The 18,656-nt window shown below is 61.8% G+C and carries 18 protein-coding genes; 7 read left to right on the top strand and 11 right to left on the bottom strand.

Features of this window, described 5'->3' with window-relative positions; translation table 11 throughout:
- The first annotated feature begins 67 nt into the window (after window positions 1–67).
- A complete protein-coding gene (sbcB, locus tag B3M58_RS16205) occupies window positions 68–1,507 on the top strand; it encodes an exodeoxyribonuclease I (protein WP_296220663.1) in 1,440 nt (479 codons plus the stop codon).
- Window positions 1,508–1,638: 131 nt separating this feature from the next.
- On the opposite strand, the gene mvaT is transcribed toward sbcB, so the two are convergent.
- Window positions 1,639–2,013, bottom strand: coding sequence for a histone-like nucleoid-structuring protein MvaT (gene mvaT / locus B3M58_RS16200; protein WP_296220661.1), 375 nt, complete (start codon window positions 2,011–2,013; stop codon window positions 1,639–1,641).
- Between the two features lie 372 nt (window positions 2,014–2,385).
- Between mvaT and purU the strand changes: the two genes are divergently transcribed.
- The 3 genes from purU to B3M58_RS16185 are packed head-to-tail and all read left to right on the top strand — an operon-like array spanning window position 2,386 to window position 3,949.
- Complete coding sequence (gene purU, locus B3M58_RS16195) at window positions 2,386–3,237, top strand: formyltetrahydrofolate deformylase (protein WP_296220659.1); 852 nt, start codon at window positions 2,386–2,388, stop codon at window positions 3,235–3,237.
- Window positions 3,238–3,283: 46 nt separating this feature from the next.
- Window positions 3,284–3,709, top strand: a complete 426-nt coding sequence (locus B3M58_RS16190; RefSeq protein ID WP_296220658.1) for a CBS domain-containing protein — start codon at window positions 3,284–3,286, stop codon at window positions 3,707–3,709.
- 54 nt (window positions 3,710–3,763) lie between these two features.
- Entirely contained in the window at window positions 3,764–3,949 is a 186-nt protein-coding gene (locus B3M58_RS16185) for a hypothetical protein (protein ID WP_296220656.1), read from the top strand.
- Window positions 3,950–4,000: 51 nt separating this feature from the next.
- Here B3M58_RS16185 and B3M58_RS16180 read toward each other — a convergent pair whose 3' ends face one another.
- The gene (locus B3M58_RS16180) at window positions 4,001–5,878 is read right to left on the bottom strand and encodes a methyl-accepting chemotaxis protein (protein WP_296220655.1); all 1,878 of its coding nucleotides are present in this window, start codon (window positions 5,876–5,878) and stop codon (window positions 4,001–4,003) included.
- A gap of 290 nt (window positions 5,879–6,168) precedes the next feature.
- Between B3M58_RS16180 and B3M58_RS16175 the strand changes: the two genes are divergently transcribed.
- Window positions 6,169–7,671 carry a helicase HerA-like domain-containing protein gene (locus B3M58_RS16175; protein WP_296220654.1) on the top strand — a complete coding sequence of 501 codons (1,503 nt, stop codon included), beginning with the start codon at window positions 6,169–6,171 and terminating at the stop codon, window positions 7,669–7,671.
- Between the two features lie 213 nt (window positions 7,672–7,884).
- On the opposite strand, the gene B3M58_RS16170 is transcribed toward B3M58_RS16175, so the two are convergent.
- Complete coding sequence (locus tag B3M58_RS16170) at window positions 7,885–8,097, bottom strand: hypothetical protein (RefSeq protein ID WP_296220652.1); 213 nt, start codon at window positions 8,095–8,097, stop codon at window positions 7,885–7,887.
- Between the two features lie 611 nt (window positions 8,098–8,708).
- Window positions 8,709–9,581 (bottom strand): aldose 1-epimerase, encoded by an 873-nt coding sequence (locus tag B3M58_RS16165; protein WP_296220651.1) that lies wholly within the window; start codon window positions 9,579–9,581, stop codon window positions 8,709–8,711.
- 114 nt (window positions 9,582–9,695) lie between these two features.
- On the opposite strand from B3M58_RS16165, the gene B3M58_RS16160 reads away from it, so the two are divergent.
- Window positions 9,696–10,451 carry a FadR/GntR family transcriptional regulator gene (locus tag B3M58_RS16160; RefSeq protein WP_296220649.1) on the top strand — a complete coding sequence of 252 codons (756 nt, stop codon included), beginning with the start codon at window positions 9,696–9,698 and terminating at the stop codon, window positions 10,449–10,451.
- 21 nt (window positions 10,452–10,472) lie between these two features.
- Here the strand turns inward: B3M58_RS16160 and B3M58_RS16155 are convergent, their stop codons facing one another.
- The 7 genes from B3M58_RS16155 to B3M58_RS16125 form a co-directional block, all read right to left on the bottom strand.
- Window positions 10,473–11,381: an EamA family transporter gene (locus tag B3M58_RS16155; protein ID WP_296220648.1), complete on the bottom strand. Its 909-nt coding sequence runs from the start codon at window positions 11,379–11,381 to the stop codon at window positions 10,473–10,475.
- 68 nt (window positions 11,382–11,449) lie between these two features.
- A complete protein-coding gene (locus B3M58_RS16150; RefSeq protein ID WP_296220646.1) occupies window positions 11,450–12,730 on the bottom strand; it encodes a TRAP transporter large permease in 1,281 nt (426 codons plus the stop codon).
- On the bottom strand, window positions 12,730–13,257 hold the full coding sequence (locus B3M58_RS16145; protein WP_296220645.1) for a TRAP transporter small permease: 528 nt from the start codon (window positions 13,255–13,257) through the stop codon (window positions 12,730–12,732). Before B3M58_RS16145 ends, B3M58_RS16150 begins: the two co-directional genes overlap by 1 nt.
- Window positions 13,258–13,321: 64 nt before the next feature.
- On the bottom strand, window positions 13,322–14,296 hold the full coding sequence (locus tag B3M58_RS16140; protein ID WP_296220644.1) for a TRAP transporter substrate-binding protein: 975 nt from the start codon (window positions 14,294–14,296) through the stop codon (window positions 13,322–13,324).
- Between the two features lie 76 nt (window positions 14,297–14,372).
- On the bottom strand, window positions 14,373–15,263 hold the full coding sequence (locus B3M58_RS16135; protein WP_296220642.1) for a glucurono-1,5-lactonase: 891 nt from the start codon (window positions 15,261–15,263) through the stop codon (window positions 14,373–14,375).
- Window positions 15,264–15,297: 34 nt separating this feature from the next.
- Window positions 15,298–16,125, bottom strand: coding sequence for an NAD-dependent epimerase/dehydratase family protein (locus tag B3M58_RS16130; RefSeq protein ID WP_296220641.1), 828 nt, complete (start codon window positions 16,123–16,125; stop codon window positions 15,298–15,300).
- Between the two features lie 328 nt (window positions 16,126–16,453).
- Complete coding sequence (locus tag B3M58_RS16125; protein WP_296220639.1) at window positions 16,454–17,359, bottom strand: LysR family transcriptional regulator; 906 nt, start codon at window positions 17,357–17,359, stop codon at window positions 16,454–16,456.
- 130 nt (window positions 17,360–17,489) lie between these two features.
- Here B3M58_RS16125 and B3M58_RS16120 point away from each other — a divergent pair, with 130 nt between their 5' ends.
- Window positions 17,490–18,641: an L-talarate/galactarate dehydratase gene (locus B3M58_RS16120; protein WP_296220637.1), complete on the top strand. Its 1,152-nt coding sequence runs from the start codon at window positions 17,490–17,492 to the stop codon at window positions 18,639–18,641.
- Window positions 18,642–18,656: the final 15 nt, after the last annotated feature.

Below are 18,656 nucleotides of genomic sequence, written 5' to 3'. Positions count from 1 at the left end.
GGGCCGTCTCAGGTGCTCGGTTGGGCAGTGCTAGACTGGCGTCGTATTCTGTTTTTAGGAAACCGCCGTGACCTCCAGCCTGTTCTGGTACGACTACGAAACCACCGGTATCGACCCGCGCCGCGACCGCCCTGTGCAGGTCGCCGGGATTCGCACCGATGAAGACCTCAACGAAATCGGCGAGCCGCTGAATATCTATTGTCAGCCCAGCGACGACATCCTGCCGCACCCGGCCGCCTGCCTGATCACCGGCATCACCCCGAGCCGGCTGGCGACCCAGGGCCTGAGCGAAGCCGCGTTCATGGCGCGGGTGCATGCCGAACTGGCTCAGCCAGGCACCTGCGGGGTGGGCTACAACAGCCTGCGCTTCGACGACGAAGTCACGCGCTACAGTCTTTACCGCAATTTCTACGATCCCTATGCCCGCGAGTGGCAGAGTGGCAACAGCCGCTGGGACCTGATCGACCTGGTGCGCACCGCCTATGCCTTGCGCCCGCAAGGGATGGTCTGGCCGGAGGAGGACGGTCGCGTCAGCCTCAAGCTCGAACGGCTGACCGCCGCCAACGGCATCGAACACGGCCAGGCCCACGACGCGCTGTCCGACGTACGCGCGACCATCGCCCTGGCGCGCTTGATCCGCAGCAAGCAGCCCAAGCTGTACGACTACCTCTATCAATTGCGCAGCAAACAGCGGGTGCTCGATCAGATAAAACTGTTGCAGCCGCTGGTACATATCTCCGGGCGCTTCGCCGGTTCGCGGCATTACTTGGCGCTGGTTCTGCCACTGGCGTGGCACCCGCGCAATCGCAACGCGTTGATTGTCTGCGACCTGCATGCCGACCCGACGCCGTTGCTCGACGAAGACGGCGAAACGTTGCGTCAGCGCTTGTATACCCGCCGCGAGCAACTGGCCGATGGCGAGTTACCCGTGCCCTTGAAGTTGCTGCATATCAACCGCTGCCCGGTGGTAGCGCCGCTGACGGTATTACGGGCCGAGGATATGCAGCGGTTGCAATTGGATACTACGGATTATCAGGCGCGCGCAGATCGCTTGATTGCCGCGCAAGGGCTATGGCAGAACAAACTCGCCCAGGTGTATGGCGCAGACGAGTTCGCCCCTGGCGAAGATCCGGAACAACAGTTGTATGACGGTTTTATCGGTGATCGTGACCGGCGTTTATGCGAGCAAGTGCGGCGTGCCGAACCGGCGCGCCTGGCCGAAGATGTATGGCCATTCGATGATGGGCGCTTACCGGAGTTATTATTTCGTTATCGTGCGCGCAACTTCCCGGCGAGCTTAAGTCCCGAGGAGCAGCAGCGTTGGTGGGCATTCTGTCAGCAACGCTTAATGCTGCCGGCATATGGTGCGCCGAATACTGTGGCGAGTTTCGAGGCGGCCCTGGGTGAAATAATCGTCACGGCAACGCCGGCGCAGCAGGCGGTATTGGCCGAGTGGCGCGACTATGTTGTGCGCTTGCGTCAGCGCTATGCCGTGGCGCCTGAATAAACAGCGGCGCATGGCATGGGCTGGGTTGCAGTCCATTGCCTCGCCCGCGGGCTGTCATAACTGCAACACATAAAAAAACGCCAGCAATGCTGGCGTTTTTTATTCGCTGAGTGGCGGCGACGCGGCGGGGCTTAGCCCAGCAGGGTGGCCCAGCCTTCTACAACCTCGGCGCCCCACTTGGCTTTCCACTCTTTCAGGGTTTTGTGATTGCCACCTTTGGTTTCGATCACTTCACCGGTGTTCGGGTTTTTGTACTGCTTAACTTTGCGGGCACGTTTGGTGCCGGTCACTTTGGCGGCACGCGGGGCCTTATTGCTTTTGGCTTCCGGGTCAAGCATGGCGATGATGTCACGCAGGGACTTCTGGTATTCACCCATCAGCGTGCGCAGTTTACCTTCGAATTCCAGCTCTTTTTTCAGCTTGTCGTCTTGCGACAGGTTCTTCAGGCGCTCTTGCAGTTCTTTGATGGCTTCTTCGGTAGCGCGGTATTCATTGATCAGCGACATGTGGTTTACCTTAATCTGCAGATGAGGTGATGGCTAAGTGTTAGCAATAATAGTCAGGCACTTTTGACAAGTAAACCGCTTTGTAAGAATTTGCCACGGTTGGGCAAATTAAAGTTGTGCAGGCTGCCGCGAATTAACTCCAGGATGCCGCGCTGTGGGTAAATATTGAATTAATTCAGAGGTCTTCTATTGGCCTTGCATCGTCAATAAACCGCATTGCCCGTGTGGGCTAAAACGTCGCGGGCAAGTGCCGGGTTGTGCACCCATTTGTGGGGCCGCGGCTTTAGGCCGCGGGGCGGCTCAGCAGGAATACTGCAGTTTTCCTGCGCTGTGGCTAAAATGGCCGACTTTGCGAATTTTCTGGAGTTTCCCATGCGCACTTTTCGGCTGGTCATAGCCTGTCCAGACCGCGTCGGTATCGTGGCCAAGGTCAGTAACTTTCTGGCCACCTATAACGGCTGGATTACCGAGGCGAGTCATCACTCGGATAATCAAAGTGGTTGGTTCTTTATGCGCCACGAAATTCGCGCCGACTCCTTGCCATTTGATCTGGACGGCTTTCGCCAGGCGTTCGCGCCGATCGCGCGCGAGTTTTCCATGGAGTGGCGAATCACCGATTCGGCGCAGAAAAAGCGTGTGGTGTTGATGGCCAGCCGCGAATCGCATTGCCTGGCGGACTTGCTGCACCGCTGGCACAGCGATGAACTGGATTGCGATATTCCCTGCGTGATTTCCAACCATAACGACCTGCGCAGCATGGTCGAGTGGCACGGTATTCCTTATTTCCACGTGCCGGTCGATCCGCTGAACAAGCAGCCGGCCTTCGATGAAGTGGCGCGGCTGATCGCAAGCCACCAGGCCGATGTGATTGTCCTTGCGCGTTATATGCAGATCCTGCCGCCGCAGCTATGCCGTGATTTCGCTCAGCGGGTGATCAATATCCACCATAGCTTCCTGCCGTCTTTCGTCGGCGCCAAGCCCTATCACCAGGCCTCGCTGCGTGGCGTCAAGCTGATCGGCGCGACTTCGCACTACGTCACCGAGGAGTTGGACGCCGGGCCGATCATCGAGCAGGACGTGGTGCGCGTCAGCCACCGCGACAGCATCGAGGAAATGGTGCGCCTGGGTAAGGACGTGGAGAAGATGGTGCTCTCGCGTGGGCTACGCTATCACTTGGAAGACCGCGTGCTGGTGCACGACAACAAGACGGTGGTGTTCGACTGATCGCCTTGTCGTGTTCCGGCCTGGTGCACGACACAGGAGTTCACTCATGCTCAAGTCAATCAAAGTACGGGACTACATGACCCGCCACCTGGTGACCTTCCGCGCTGATACGGATCTGTTCACCGCCATCAATCGGCTGTTGGAGCACCGGATTTCCGGCGCTCCGGTGGTCGACGCCCAAGGTCATCTGATCGGCCTGCTTTCCGAAGGCGACTGCCTGCGCGGGATACTCTCCGGGGCCTACTACGAGGCCATTGGTGGCAATGTCAGCATGTACATGACCACGGAAGTCGAAACCATCTCGCCCGAGACCGACATCATCGAGGTGTCCGAGCGGTTTTTGCGTGGCCGCCGGCGGCGTATGCCGGTGATCGAGGAGGGCCGCTTGATCGGCCAGATCAGCCGCAGCGATGTGCTGCGAGCCGTCAAGGAATTCGCCCAGCATGAACAGGGCCACTTGGCAGTCAATTGAGCGGCGGGCGCGAGTGATTGAAGGCCGCGGCATTGCCAGCAAGAGGAGTGTTTGATGAGTGATCCACTCGACCGCGTCACCTCGACTCCACCGCCGACCTTGGGTGAGGGCTGTGTCAGGCGCTACGACCCGGATGCTCTGAGCCCGGAGAATGGCACCGAGTTTCCCGGTGCCGCCGAGTTGTGGCAGCAACTGCAACGGACGACTGGCGATAAGCCGGAAAGTCCGCCGGAGAAATAGACGAGTCGGGTGGGCCGCCATCCGACCCACCCGACTGCACCGGCCCGCGTCTTAGATGCGGAAGCTGTCCACCAGTAGCTTGAGTCGCGACGCCTGCTGCTCCAGGTCGCCGCAGGCGCGCAGGGTGGCCTGGAGGTTTTCCACGCCTTCCTGGTTGAGGGTGTTGATTTCGATGATGTCCATGTTCAGCGATTCGATCACCGAGGTCTGCTCTTCGGTGGCGGTGGCCACCGACTGGTTCATGCCGTCGATCTCGCCGATGCGCTGGGTCACGCTGCCCAGTCGCTCGCCCGCCTGGTTGGCAATTTCCACGCTTTCTTCGCTGTAGCGCTGGCTTTCGGTCATGGTGGTGACCGACTCACGCGAGCCGATTTGCAGCTCTTCGATCATCTTCTCGATTTCCTGCGCCGACTCCTGGGTGCGGTGCGCCAGGTTGCGCACCTCGTCGGCGACCACGGCAAAACCGCGACCCGCTTCCCCGGCCCGTGCTGCTTCGATCGCCGCGTTGAGCGCCAGCAGGTTGGTTTGCTGGGAGATGCTTTTGATCACTTCGAGAATCTGCCCGATATTCACCGTCTTGCCGTTCAGCGTTTCGATATGGCTGCAGGACGCACGGATCTTGCCGGACAGGTCGTTCATCGCATGGATGGTTTTTTCCACCACCTGACGGCCATCTTCGGCTTGCTGGCGTGCATCCGAGGCGTGGGTCGAGGCATCCGCGGCGTTGCGCGCGATTTCCTGGGCGGCAGCGCCCAATTCGTTGATCGCTGCCGCCACGCTGTTGGTGCGACTGGCCTGTTCGTCGGAGTTGAGCATCGACGAGTTGGAGGCGTTGACCACCAGTTTCGCCACTTCGTTGACCTGGCTGGTGGCCGAGGATACTTCGCGGATCGAGCCGTGAATCCGCTCGACGAAGCGGTTGAAGGCCTTGGCCAGTTCGCCGAATTCGTCGTTGGACTGGATCGCCAGGCGCTTGGTCAGGTCGCCTTCGCCCTGGGCGATGTCCTGCATGGTTTTACCCATCACGTTCAGCGGCTGCATCAGCACGCGAATCAGCATGCTCAGCAGCAGGATGATCAACACCACCGCAATCACGGTCGCGACGATCGCCGAGGCGCGGAACTCGCTGAGCATGGAGTAGGCCTTGGCCTTGTCGATCGACAGGCCGACGTACCAGTCGACCGACGGTAGGCCCTTGACCGGGGCGAAGGTGAGAATGCGCGTGTCGCCATTCGATTCGGCTTCGCTGAAGTCGCTGCCGATGCGCGGTGTATTGGTCGGGTACACATCCGTGAGCGACTTCATCACCAGGTCTTTTTCCGGGTGCACCAGAATCTTGCCGTCGGCGCTGACCAGGAACGCATAACCGAGGCCGTCGAAATCCAGCGAGTTGATGATCGTCACCAGGGTTTGCAGGCTGAGGTCGCCACCCACCACGCCGGCCGGTTGTGCCGGGGTGGCGATGGTGATGATCAGCTCGCTGGTGGCGGCATCCACATAGGGTTCGGTGAGGGTGGTGCCGCCAGCGGCGACGGCATCCTTGTACCAGGGGCGGCTGCGCGGGTCGTAGCCGTCCGGCATGGCACTGTCCGGGCGCATGGTGAAGGCGCCGTCTGCGCTGCCCAGGTAGGTGAAGGCGAAGGTCGAGGTCAGGGCTCTCTGTTCCAGCAGACCGACCACTTGATCGGCGTCGGCGTTCCTGGCGATCGATTGCGCGGCACTTTCGACCAGCAGAATGCGCCCGGACAGCCAGTTCTGGATGTTGCCCGCCGTCACGTTGCCCATCTCGTGCAGGTAGCTTTCCAGGTCAGCGCGGATCGCATTGCGTTGCAAATAATCGTTGTACAAGGTGAATAACGAGAAGGCGGCGATCACCACCAGAGAGGCCGCGAGCAAAATCTTGTGGCTGAACTTCAGGTTATTGGTCATGGTTTCTTGCGTCCGGTGAGGTCTGGCACCAGTCTTAGGCTGGTGTCGGGCACAGTTTGCGCCTGTGAGTCGGCGATGCTCGATATGTCGGCATATCAGCAGTAAAGCTTTAACAGGCCGTTGAAAAACTACTGCGCTCGACTATGCCGCGTTGAACTCAGCCTCGAATGCGAGCCCAGTCAAAATGCTCATGTACAACTCGTACACTGCGCTTTTTCGCCTGATTTCGCCTTGCCTAGTCTTCGCTCGCTACATTTTTCAACGGCCTGCTAACCCAGGGGATGGCAAAGATGCCTGTATCGAATCAGTTTGTTTTGGGCGCTGACCTTTCCGGTCAGCCAGTCGGCCAGGCGCTGCGGTTGGCCAATCGGCATGGTCTGGTGGCGGGCGCTACCGGGACCGGCAAGACGGTGACGCTGCAACGTCTTGTCGAGACGTTCAGCGATGCCGGCGTGGCGGTGTTTGCCGCCGATGTGAAGGGTGACCTGTGTGGTCTTGGCGCTGCGGGTGCGCCGCAGGGCAAGGTCGCCGAACGAATCGCCAGCATGCCCTGGCTCGCTCATCAGCCGACCGCCTACCCGGTGACGCTGTGGGACATTCATGGCCAAAGCGGCCACCCGCTGCGCACCACGCTCAGTGAAATGGGCCCGTTGTTGCTCGGTGCGTTGCTGGAGTTGACCGACAGCCAGCAAGCCGCGCTGTATGCCGCCTTCAAGGTGGCAGACCGCGAAGGCTTGCTGCTGCTCGACCTGAAGGACTTGAAAGCGCTGCTGACGCACCTCAAAGACCACCCCGAGGTGCTCGGTGAGGACAGTGCGCTGTTCACCAATACCTCGTCGCAGGCGCTGCTGCGGCGGCTATCGAGCCTCGAGCAACAGGGCGCCGAAGCCTTGTTCGGCGAGCCGGCGCTGCAACTGCAAGACATTCTCCAGCCCGACCGTGACGGCCGTGGGCGGATTCACCTGCTCGATGCCAGCCGCCTGGTGCACGAAGCGCCGAAGGTCTACGCGACTTTCCTGCTATGGCTGCTGGCCGAGTTGTTCGAGCAACTGCCGGAGCGTGGCGATGCCGACAAGCCGCTGTTGGCGCTGTTTTTCGATGAGGCGCATCTGCTCTTCGCCGACACCCCGAAAGCCTTGCAGGAGCGCCTGGAACAGGTGGTGCGACTGATTCGCTCGAAAGGTGTGGGGGTGTATTTCGTCACTCAGTCGCCTGGCGATTTGCCGGATGACGTGCTGGCTCAGCTGGGCCTGCGTATTCAACACGGCTTGCGCGCCTTCACCGCCAAGGAGCAGAAATCCCTGCGTGCGGTAGCCGATGGTTTCCGTCCCAATCCGGCCTTCGACACGCTTGCGGTGCTGACTGAACTGGGGATCGGCGAAGCGCTGGTCGGCACCCTGGAAGACAAGGGCACGCCGGCCATGGTGCAGCGCGTGGCCATCGCGCCGCCGCAATCGCGCATTGGCCCGCTCAGCGACAGCGAACGGGCGGCACTGATTCGCCAGTCGCCGCTGCTCGGGCGCTACGACAAACCGCTGGATCGTGAGTCGGCCTACGAGCTGCTCACCGCCCGTGCGGCCAAAGCCAGTGCCGACGCCGCCGAGCAGGTTGATGAGGTGACAGCCAGCAAGGCCGGCAAAGCCGAAGCCGGCATTGGCGGCATGGCGGGCGATTTGCTGGGCAGCCTGGCCGGGCAAGTAATGAAAACGGCGGTGCGCCAAGCCGCTAACCAGATCGGTCGGCAGTTGGTGCGGGGGTTGCTGGGCTCGTTACTGGGCAGCAAACGACGCTAATAGCGCCGTGGTTAACGCCGTAGCGTTTTTCAACGGCCCGCTACTTCACTCTGCACTGGCCTTGCTATTTAGTTAGCCAGGCCAGTGAGCGTGTCGTGCGTGGCAATTGCCCAGATCTAAGCAGACGCGCGAAGAAACTTCCGACGTATTAACGCGCCAGGATTAATACAGTGACCGCGCTATTCCTACAGAGGAGAGTGCGGCCTTGAGGCGTTAGTCGGTGGTTCCATCGGTTTTGCTTTGCAGGTCTTTTTCAATCTTTTCGATTTCTTTCTCAAACGCTTGGTCGAGAAGGCTGGCCTTCTTGCGCCACGGCTTGCGCTCGGGATCCGGTTGAGCGGCGTAGGTGATGACTTCCCCGCCGTATACATCCTTGTAACGCTGCGCCTGGCGCTCGAGTTCGGCGCGCAGTTCGTCTTTCGTCACGTGATTACCCATGGTCTTAAAAATGCGTCGGCGACAACGTAAGGCGCCCGGCCTTACTGCTACGGTTACCGATTAATATGCAGCCTGAGCCGCTTTATAGTGTGGGGATTGGCTGGCGAAGCATCATGCTTGAAGATAATCCCCCGATTAAAAACAGTTACTTATTGTATGCGTAACGGCTTTTAAACGACGTTGCGGATAACAACGCGCACCGATTATGGCGAACCCTCGATAAAAGTCTAGCGCCGATTAACCGCGTGTTTAGCGTGCCGCTGCACATAGCGTAGTGATTACGGATAAATAAAGGCTATGTTCCTGTTAACTGTGCGTACGCAGATTCTGTAGGGTGGGTTAGTGGCGCTGAGGCGGGCTGGCAAAGCGACTGCGCAATAGAGCGCCACGTAACCCACCAAGCGCTAATCGGCCTAGCCCCTCTGGTGGGTTACGGCGTAACGGGCGATGCAGCGGCCGAGAGTCCGCGGTCATGCGCCGAACTCACCCTACGCATTACCGCGCTCCAGGCATTGTCTAGCCGACCTCACGTTTCACCATATAGCGGGTACAGCGCCTAAATAAAGCGGCTGTGCTACACGGCGTATTCACCCCAGGTATTAACGCAGCGGCTGGTAATGCAGGCTGAAGTGCATGTCGATGGATTGCCCCGGGTGCAACAGACGCAGGCCTGGGCGGCCGGGCAGGTGGTGTGCATTGACCGGATGACTGACCGGCTCGAAGCAGAAGAAGTCCTGCCCGCTTGGGCAATAGACCAGGTAGTAAGCGCTGCCACCAGCCTGGCAATCGAGTTGGTAGCCGGCATCGGCTTGAATGATCCGGCACCGGCCGTCCCAGCCGCTGAAGGCGTTATCAATCTGGTCCTCAGGCAGCGGCCGTGGCTGCTGGAAGTTCCAGGCTTCCGGCAGTTCGCTCAGGTGAGTGGACAGGCGCGCGGCATCGGATTGCCAGACCTGTTGCGCGGCGGCGCACAGTTGGGTCTGCGCGGTACGTGGGAAGTACGGATGCAGCCCCAGCCCGTGCCAGGCGGCATGCGGCGCCAAGTGCGTGACGTGCAGGCCGATGCGCAGCTTTCCTGCGCTGAGGTGGATGTGCTGTTGGGCGCGGTAAGCGAAGGGCAGTTGGCTGTCCAACTGCAGGCGGATGTCCGTGGCGCTGTGTTCGATCACCTGCCAGGGCTGCTGCCAGGCGCTGCCATGGATCGGCAAGGGATCGCTTGCGGTATTGGCCGGCAGCGCGAGCCAGCCATGCGGCACGGCGAAGCCGCCTTGGGCAATCCGGTTGGACCATGGCACCAACGGGTAGCACGCCAGCCGGCGGGCGGTGGCGGCGTTGAGCGCGTGCGCATCGCTAGGGCGCAGCAACGGCTGGCCGCTGGCGCGTACCGTCCAGTTGGCAATGCTACCGCCCAGCTCCGGCGCCAGTGTCAGACGGGTCAACGAATCTTCCAGGGTCAGCAGGGTTGGGGTCATGTGCAGGGCTCCAGAGTCTTCGGTGCAAATCGCTTATGCGTTATGGGATGTGTCATCGTACAACCGCCTGGGCTATGATGGCGGCTTAGCCGTTAGCCGAGAAAGACCGCCGATATGGATAACCAGAACACCCCGCCGCGCGCCCGTAGGAAGCACCGCAGCCTTGCCCAGGAGCTGGTGACCGAGCTTTCCCAGCGTATTCGTGATGGGGTGATCAAACGGGGCGACAAGTTGCCGACCGAGTCGGCGATCATGGAAGAGCAGGGCGTCAGTCGCACCGTGGTGCGCGAAGCCTTGTCGCGCTTGCAGGCTTCCGGCTTGGTGGAGACGCGCCATGGCATCGGCACCTTCGTGCTGGATACGCCGAGCCCCAGCGGTTTTCGCATCGACCCGGCGACCATCGTCACCTTGCGCGATGTATTGGCGATTCTTGAACTGCGCATCAGCCTGGAGGTTGAGTCGGCTGGCTTGGCGGCGCAGCGGCGCAGCACCGAGCAACTGACGGCCATGCGTGAAGCTCTGGACGCCTTGGGCTACGACGCGGCGCATTCCGGCGATGCGGTGGCCTCGGATTTCCAGTTCCACCTGCTGATTGCCGAGGCCACCGGCAACCGCTACTTCACCGACATCATGAGTCACCTGGGCACCAGCATCATTCCGCGTACCCGGCTGAATTCCGCACGCATCGCCCACGACGATCAGGCGCATTACCAGGCGCGCCTGAGCCGCGAGCATGAGCAGATTTTCGAAGCCATCGCCCGCCAGGATTCCGATGCGGCGCGCGCCGCCATGCGCCTGCACCTGACCAACAGCCGCGAGCGTCTGCGTCAGGCCCACGAAGCCGCCGAAGCGCAAGCTCAGCAGGCCTGACCCGCGCCGGCTAGGCATGCTTCAGGCCGGCCGGCGGTAGGTCAGCAGCACAATGCCGCTGACCACGATCAGCCCGCCGATAATCTGCATGCCGCCGAGCAGCTGATCCAGAATCAGCCAGCCAAATAGCAGTCCGGCCACTGGCTCCATGTTCATCACCGGGGCATTGCGTGCGATGTTCAGCCGGGTGACGAAGATAAACAGGGTAGAAAACGCCGTGCCGTAAAGCAGCACCAGGCAGGCCAGGGCGACCCAGCCGACGCCAGCCGACGGCAGGCCCATGCCGCCGGGCAGCAAGCCGCCGGCACCGGCCAGGGCCGAGGCGACGAACACCACCAGCATGGTCAGCATGCTGCGCACCGTACCCGGCATCGCGCTCAGGCGATGCTCGGTCACCCACAGCGCGCAGGCAAAAACGGCCGCCGCGGTCAAACCGAACAGCACGCCCTCGATCCAGCTGGCATCGATCTGCGTCTCGCCGGACAGCCGCGCCGGCAGGTCCAGCACCAGCACCAGGCCGAACAGAATCAGCCCCATCAGCAGCGCCGCCCGCGCGGTTGGGCGTGGCCCGCCGAGGGCCCAGGTCAGCAGTGCCAGAAGGATCGGCGCGAGGTTGACCACCAGCAGCGCCAGGGCCACCGGAATCCTCGCCACCGCCGAGTAGATGCAGAAGCTCTGCACCGCGATCAGCAGCCCCAGCAGCAGTTGCCAACCCCAGGTTTGCGGTTTTAGCCGCAGTGATTCGCTGCGCCACAGCACCAGCGCGATCAGCGCCAGCATGGTCACGCCCGAGCGGCAGAGCATCGCCAGCAGCAGGCCGGTGTCGTGGTCGAAGGCGATACGGGCGGCGATATGCCCGCCGGCGAACGAACAGGCCAGGGTGGCCAGAATCAGCACGGCGATGTGCCGGGGGAAGGGCGCGGCAGACATGCTATGTCCTTATAAAGCAAGGAGCCGCCAGGTCGGCGGCTCCAGGGGATCGTGACGCGTTCTGAGCGTTACAGCACCACGCTCGGCAGCCACAGCGAGATTGCCGGAATGTAGGTCACCGCCATCAGCACCATAAACAGCGCAGCGTAGAACGGCAGCAGCGCCTTGACGGTGTTCTCGATGGTCACTTTGCCGATGGCCGCACCGACGAACAGCACCGCGCCCACCGGCGGGGTGATCAGGCCGATGCCCAGGTTGACCAGCATGATCATGCCGAAATGCACCGGGTCGACACCAATATCCACCACCACCGGCAGCAGGATTGGGGTGAGGATCAGGATCAGCGGGGCCATGTCCATCAGCGTGCCGAGGGCCAGCAGCATGAAGTTGATGCACATCAGGATCACGTAGCGGTTGTCCGACAGGGTCAGGAACAGCGCGGTAATCTTCGACGGAATCTGCATCAGGGTCATGATGTAGCCGAAGCTGGCGGCGAAGGCGATCAGGATCATCACGATCGACAGGGTGCGCACCGTGCGGTGCATCAGCTTGGGCAGCTCGCGCCACTTGTAGTCGCGGTAGATGAACATGGTGACGAAGAACGCCCACACCACGGCGATGGCTGCCGACTCGGTGGCGGTAAACACGCCCGAGAGGATGCCGCCGAGGATGATCACCATGGTCATCAGCCCCCACAGTGCATCGACGCAGATTTTCAGCGCCTGCTTGAGCGGAATCACCTCACCCTTGGGATAGTTGCGCTTGCGTGCAAAGTACAGACACATGCACATCATCACCGCGCTGAGCAGCAGGCCCGGACCGATGCCGGCGATAAACAGCGAGGCGATCGATACCGTGCCACCAGCCGCCAGCGAATACAGCACCGAGTTGTGGCTAGGCGGGGTCAGCAGCGCTTGTACCGAGCCGCTGACGGTGACGGCGGTGGAGTACTCACGCGGGTAGCCCTTTTTTTCCATTTCCGGAATCAACACCGAGCCGACCGAGGCGGTATCGGCCAGGGACGAGCCGGAGATCGCGCCGAAGAAGGTCGAGGCGAGGATGTTGACCAGCGACAGCCCGCCACGCACGAAACCCACCAGCACGTTGGCGAAGTTGACCAGGCGCCGCGACATGCCGCCTTCGGCCATGATCGCACCGGCGAGGACGAAGAACGGAATGGCCAGCAGGGAGAATTTGCTCACGCCGCCGCTGATCTGAATCATGATGGCGTGGAACGGAATATCGATGTACCAGGCCCCGGCCAGGGCGGAAAGGCCCAGCGAGTAGGCTACCGGCACGCGCAGCAGGATCAGGACGAGAAAGCTGCCCAGCAGAATCAGCGCATCCATTACACGGCCTCCTTACTGTCTTCGAGCAGCTCGAAGTTGACCGCGCGTCTGTGGCTTTGGTCGCCGAAAAACAGGCGTTCGAGAATAAAGATCAGGGTTATTGCACCGCCGATCGGGATGGGTGCGTAGCTGACGCCTACACGCAAGGTCGGCAGGGTGCTCATGAATTGGTTCCAGGTAGCGATGCACAGCTTGGTGCCCCAGATCGTCATAAACAGGCAGATCACCGCCATGAGTACCTGCACGAACAGGGTAATGATGGGCTGCCAGTTATCTGGCATGCGGTCGGTCAGCGTGGTCACCGCCATGTGTGCACCGGCCCGGTAGCTGGCGGCGGCACCGATAAAGGTGAACACCACCATCAGCAGAATGGCCACCGGTTCCGGCCAGCCGGCCCCGCTGCCCAGTATGTAACGGGCGAAGATGCCCCAGGGAATGATCAGCGCCATGGTCACGACCGCGAGGCCAGCGAGCCAGATACAGGCCAGGTAGATCACGTCGTTGATGCGTAACAGCGTGTTTTTCATGAGGCTTCACCACGCACGTGGCAACGGTTAAGCCGTTGCCACGACGTTATTCAGAGAGAGCGGATTACTGCACGGCTTCGATACGTTTGATCAGCTCGGCATAAGGCGCGCCGTATTTCTCGCGTACCGGGGCGGTGGCATCGTAGAAGGGCTTCTTGTCGACTTCGATGAACTCGACGCCGGCTTCCTTGAGCTTGGCTTCGCTGCTGGCGCTCTTCGCATCCCACAGCACGCGTTCTTCCATCTGCGCTTCACGGGCGAACTTCTTCACCAGGGCTTGCTGCTCCGGGGTCAGTTTTTCCCAGGTGGTTTTCGACATCATCAGCGGCTCGGGCAGGATCAGGTGACCGGTGAGGCTGTAGTAGTTGGCGTTGCGGTAGTGGTTATGCTCGAGCATGGTCGGCGGGTTGTTCTCCGCGCCATCGATCACCCCGGTTTGCAGGGCGCTGAAGATTTCGCCGGTGTCCATGGCGATGCCGTTGGCGCCCATGGCGTTGAGGGTGTCGATGAACAGCGGGTTGCCCATCACGCGGATTTTCATGCCCTTGAGGTCTTCGAGGGTGCGGACCGGCTTCTTGGTGTAGATGTTGCGGGTGCCGCCATCCATCCACGCCAGGCCGACCATGTTGAATTCCGATTCGGTGATCTTGTCGAGAATTTCCTGGCCGACGTCGCCGTCGATCACCGCACGCATGTGCGCATGGTCGCGGAAGATGAATGGCATATTGAACACGTTGACGTCTGGCACTACCGGGCCGACCGTGCCGAGGCTGACGCGGGTCAGTTGCACAGCGCCGATCTGGGTCTGTTCGACCACTTCCTTCTCCGAGCCGAGCACGCCGCCGGCGTACATGCGGTAGCTGATTTCGCCGTTGGTCGCGGCATCGAGTTTCTTACCGAGGTTTTCCATGGCCACCACGGTTGGGTAACCGGCCGGGTGGATTTCGGCGATCTTCAGGGTAACGGCCGCCTGGGCCAGGCCCGAGAGGCAGAAGGCGAAGGGCAGGGCGGCGATGAGCAACTTGCGTTTGAAGTTCATGGTGAAGCTCCAGTCTTTTGTTGTTGTTGGGAGTGCAGCGTTGCGAGAGCTAAGGCGACGACGAAGCAAGCGCGTCTCAGCCGTTGAAATAAGGTTCCTCCAGGCCCGTGACGCCGGGGTTGAGGGCAAACACGCCGCCGGCCAATGGCTGGTCGGCGAGGTCGACGCCATCCGGGCGGATCGAGGTGACATAAAGGGTGTCCAGGTTGCGACCGCCGAAGGCACACATGGCGGGCTTCTTCACCGGTACGGCGAGGGAGCGGTCGAGGCGACCCTGCGGGGTGAAGCGATGGATCAGCCCGGCATCGTTGCCGCAGATCCAGTAGCAGCCGTCGGCATCCACTGCTGCGCCATCCGGGCGGCCGGGATGGGCCTGCATATCGACGAACAGCCGGCGGTTATGCGGCGTGCCGCTGTCGATGTCGTAGTCGAACGCCCAGATCGCCTGCACGGACGGGTGCGAGTCGGACAGGTACAGCGTGCGGCCGTCCGGGCTGAACGCCAGGCCGTTGGGCACGATAAAGTCATTGAGTTGCGCGCTGAGCGGCTCGGCTTGGTCGGCGCCGTAGCGGTACAGGGCACCGACTGGCGCTGCCGCGCTCATGTCGAGCAGCATGCTGCCGGCCCAGAAGCGGCCCTGGCGGTCGCAGCGGCCGTCATTGAAACGCATATCGGGGCGGGCGTGTTCTACGCCGGCCAGCAAGCGGCTGCTGAGCTGACCATCGGCCTGGGTCTGCAGGTGGAACAGGCCGCTCTGCATGCCGGCGATCCAGCCGCCGTCACGGCAACGGGCGATGCAGGCGAGCATCTGCGGCGCGGCCCAACTCTGCGTCTGGCCGTTGGCGGCGCTCCAGCGGTGCAGGCGCTTGGCCGGGATATCGACCCAGTACAGCGCCTGTTCGGCCGCGCTCCACACCGGGCTTTCGCCGGTGGCATTGCGGGCGTCGAGAATCAATTCAGCGTGCATGGCAGCTCGGTTCTCTGATTGGGCTGAGCGGTGTTCAGGCGTCGCCGAACGGGCCGGCGGCGACGAAGGCGCCACCCTGGTAGACCATCGCCGGGTCATCGGCGGCCGGCAGCGGTTGCGCGTCGATCTGCGCGCGGAACACTTCGGAGTTGTCCTGGGGTTGATAACCGAGGTGCGTGGCCAGGTGGTTGTCCCACCAGACGTTCTGGTTATCGGACATGCCGTAGACCACGGTGTGGCCGACGTTCGGCGTGTACAGCGCGCGCTCGAGCAGCTGTGTCAGGTCGCGGTAGCTCAGCCAGGTGCTCATCATTCGGCGGTTGTGCGGCTCGGGGAAGGAGGAGCCGATGCGGATGCTCACGGTCTCGATGCCGTAGCGGTCGAAGTAGAAACTGGCCATGTCTTCGCCGTAGGACTTGGACAAGCCGTAGTAGCTGTCCGGGCGACGTGGGCAGTTGGCGTCGATGGTTTCATCTTGCTTATAGAAACCGATGACATGGTTGGAGCTGGCGAAGATCACCCGCTTCACGCCATGCCGGCGCGCGGCTTCATAAATATGGAACACCCCGCAGATGTTGGCGCCGAGGATTTCCTCGAAGGGCCGCTCCACCGATACGCCACCGAAGTGCAGGATCGCATCCACGCCTTCGACCAGCTGGTGCACGGCGGCTTTGTCGGCGAGGTCGCAGACCTGGACTTCTTCATGGGCGCCCGTGGCGGGGCTCATGGCGGCAATATCGGAGACGCGCAGGACATTGGCATAGGGCCGCAGGCTTTCCCGCAGGACCTTGCCCAGACCGCCTGCGGCACCGGTGAGCAGCAGGCGATTGAAGGGAGCTGGGGCGTTGGAGGTCGTGGTCATGGCAGGGGTCTGCTTCTCTGCTTGTTGTTATTGGAAGTGTCATCTGTTGTCGTATGACTTGCAGCGATTATCATCAGCCTCGTTTGCTTTTGTCAACGCGACTATTGCAGTTTTTTGTGCCGCCGCTACGCGGTTATAGCGGCTTGTGGGCATGCGAAAAACCCTGCCGTGGCGTGCTTTTTAGCGCGTGCCAAGGCTCTATATCGAGGGTTTGTCGGTGTGTCAACGCGGTTCGCGGAGTCGCCCGTGGTGAGGGGCGACGCGAGTGCCGCAATCGGCATGTGATGAACGGTTTAGTTGTACGACAACATTGCGTGCTGACAGAGCGTCAATCCATCGGCTGCGCGTTGCCCGCCGCATGACGAATGGCGTCGCGCAGCAACAGGACTGCCGGGTTGTCGTTGTCATCGCGGCAGACCAGGTGCAGCTCGCTTTGAATGCCTGACGGCAATCCGATTGGGCGATACCGCACCCCCTCGAACTGCACCATGCTGGCGCTGCGTGGCACCAGGGCCAGGCCCATGCCGGCATTCACCAGGGCCAGGATGGTCAGCGTGGAGCCGAGAAACTGCACGTAGTCGGGGGTTACCCGTGCGGAGCGGAACATGCCGGTCAGCAACTCATTGAACGGTTGCCAGGCGGCGTGGGCGTACATGATGAATGGCTGCCCATCCAGCGCCGAGATGTCCAGGGTGGTTTGCTGGCCCAGCATATGGTGGCTGGGCAGGGCGAGCACAAAGGGTTCACGCACCAGGCACTCGCTGTTGAAGCCGTGCTGGTGCATCGGCGCGCGCACAATTCCCACGTCGATCCGTCGTGCGCGCAAGGCTTCGAGTTGATCGACGGTGTTCATCTCGTGCAGCGCAATATTGATCCCCGGGCGTTCGCTGCGGGCCTGCGCCACCACATGCGGGAGAAAGTCGTACACCGCGCTGGCGACGAAGCCGATGGTCACCGAGCCCAGGTCTCCCTGGGCAATGCGAAGTGCCGCACTGGCGGCATTCTGCGCGTGCTCAAGCACGGCTTGGGCCTCGATGAAAAACGCACGGCCCGCCGCCGTCAGCGTGACCGAGCGCGTGCTGCGGTTGAACAGGCTGACCCCCAGGCTGTGCTCCAGCAACTGAATCTGCCTGCTCAGCGGTGGTTGGGTCATGTTCAGGCGTTCGGCTGCGCGGCGAAAGTTCAGCTCGGTGGCCACGGTGGTAAAGCAGCGGAGTTGGGACAGCTCGAACATTGATTCAATCCGGGTATCAATACGGTACCTGATTAGATTAGACCTTGGTGAATCTCGCCGTCCATGATGAGGCACCAGTACTGCGCGGTGCGGTACATGATCAGCGGTGAGCACCGCGAGGGATAACGTTATGGAAAACCGCAATGCCGGCCTCGTCGGCGACCGTATCCGTTGGATAAAGCTGCGCTCGGTGAGGCTGCCGCTACAGCACGCGGTGAGCGATGCCAAGGTGCTCACCGGTCGGCAGCCAGCCCTCGACGCGGTGAGCCTGTTGTTCGCTGAAATCGAGACCGAGCAAGGGCATGCGGGGCTGGGTTTCACCTATACCCTGCGTACTGGCGGTCCCGCGCAATACGCCCACGCGATGGAGGTCGCGCCGTTGCTTATCGGCGAAGATCCCAATGATATTGCTCGGCTCTGGAGCAAGCTGGCGTGGGCTGGCGCTTCGGTCGGTCGCAGTGGGGTCGCGGTGCAGGCGATTGCCGCGCTGGATACTGCGCTGTGGGATATCAAGGCGCGTCGCGCTAAGTTGCCTTTAGCCAAATTGCTCGGTGCCCAGCGCGATAGCGTGCCTTGTTACAACACCTCGGGTGGCTACTTGCAGGCATCGATCGAAGAGGTTATCGACAGGGCCGAGCAGTCCCGCGCCCGAGGGATCGGCGGGCTGAAGATCAAGGTTGGCCAGCCAGATCGTCAGCTCGATCTGCGACGTGTCGAGGCGCTGCGCAAGCATTTTGGCGAGCAGGTGCCGCTGATGGTCGATGTCAACCAGCAGTGGGATCGCAGCACGGCACTGCGCATGGGCCGAGCCCTGGAGCAGTATCGGTTGGAGTGGATCGAAGAACCGCTGGCTGCCCATGACCTGGCAGGCCATGCGGCGCTGGCCGCGCAACTGGACACGCCGATAGGGACGGGCGAGATGCTCACCAGCGCGGCCGATGTGGCGGCCTATGTGGAGAGCGGGGCGGTCGATGTGATCATGCACGATGCCCCGCGCATCGGTGGGATCACCCCGTTTCTCAAAGTGGCGAGTCTGGCGGAGAGTCGCGGCATGATCATGGCGCCGCATTTCGTCATGGAAATCCATCTGCACCTGGCTGCGGCCTACGAGCATCAGGTCTGGGTTGAGCATTTCGAGTGGCTGGAGCCGGCGTTCAACGAACGGCTGGACATCCGCGACGGCCTGATGCTGGTCCCGCAGCGGCCAGGCCTGGGTTTGACCCTGAGTGAGCAAGTCGAGGCCTGGACGCTGGCGAGTTGGACCTGCGGCACGCGCGCTTGAGCGCGCGAGGCCGGC

This window comes from Pseudomonas sp. UBA2684, assembly GCA_002354655.1.
In the GTDB taxonomy this organism is placed as follows: Bacteria; Pseudomonadota; Gammaproteobacteria; order Pseudomonadales; family Pseudomonadaceae; genus Aquipseudomonas.
Note: the sequence above shows the minus strand (reverse complement) of the source record. Positions and strands in the feature narration are given on the sequence as shown.

What these genes read in the sequence shown, in the direction of transcription:
- mvaT (WP_296220661.1), bottom strand. Translation starts at nt 2,013, where the DNA reads ATGTCGCTGATCAATGAATACCGCGCTACCGAAGAAGCCATCAAAGAA.
- purU (WP_296220659.1), top strand. Translation starts at nt 2,386, where the DNA reads ATGCGCACTTTTCGGCTGGTCATAGCCTGTCCAGACCGCGTCGGTATC.
- B3M58_RS16190 (WP_296220658.1), top strand. Translation starts at nt 3,284, where the DNA reads ATGCTCAAGTCAATCAAAGTACGGGACTACATGACCCGCCACCTGGTG.
- B3M58_RS16185 (WP_296220656.1), top strand. Translation starts at nt 3,764, where the DNA reads ATGAGTGATCCACTCGACCGCGTCACCTCGACTCCACCGCCGACCTTG.
- B3M58_RS16180 (WP_296220655.1), bottom strand. Translation starts at nt 5,878, where the DNA reads ATGACCAATAACCTGAAGTTCAGCCACAAGATTTTGCTCGCGGCCTCT.
- B3M58_RS16175 (WP_296220654.1), top strand. Translation starts at nt 6,169, where the DNA reads ATGCCTGTATCGAATCAGTTTGTTTTGGGCGCTGACCTTTCCGGTCAG.
- B3M58_RS16165 (WP_296220651.1), bottom strand. Translation starts at nt 9,581, where the DNA reads ATGACCCCAACCCTGCTGACCCTGGAAGATTCGTTGACCCGTCTGACA.
- B3M58_RS16160 (WP_296220649.1), top strand. Translation starts at nt 9,696, where the DNA reads ATGGATAACCAGAACACCCCGCCGCGCGCCCGTAGGAAGCACCGCAGC.
- B3M58_RS16155 (WP_296220648.1), bottom strand. Translation starts at nt 11,381, where the DNA reads ATGTCTGCCGCGCCCTTCCCCCGGCACATCGCCGTGCTGATTCTGGCC.
- B3M58_RS16150 (WP_296220646.1), bottom strand. Translation starts at nt 12,730, where the DNA reads ATGGATGCGCTGATTCTGCTGGGCAGCTTTCTCGTCCTGATCCTGCTG.
- B3M58_RS16145 (WP_296220645.1), bottom strand. Translation starts at nt 13,257, where the DNA reads ATGAAAAACACGCTGTTACGCATCAACGACGTGATCTACCTGGCCTGT.
- B3M58_RS16140 (WP_296220644.1), bottom strand. Translation starts at nt 14,296, where the DNA reads ATGAACTTCAAACGCAAGTTGCTCATCGCCGCCCTGCCCTTCGCCTTC.
- B3M58_RS16135 (WP_296220642.1), bottom strand. Translation starts at nt 15,263, where the DNA reads ATGCACGCTGAATTGATTCTCGACGCCCGCAATGCCACCGGCGAAAGC.
- B3M58_RS16130 (WP_296220641.1), bottom strand. Translation starts at nt 16,125, where the DNA reads ATGACCACGACCTCCAACGCCCCAGCTCCCTTCAATCGCCTGCTGCTC.
- B3M58_RS16125 (WP_296220639.1), bottom strand. Translation starts at nt 17,359, where the DNA reads ATGTTCGAGCTGTCCCAACTCCGCTGCTTTACCACCGTGGCCACCGAG.
- B3M58_RS16120 (WP_296220637.1), top strand. Translation starts at nt 17,490, where the DNA reads ATGGAAAACCGCAATGCCGGCCTCGTCGGCGACCGTATCCGTTGGATA.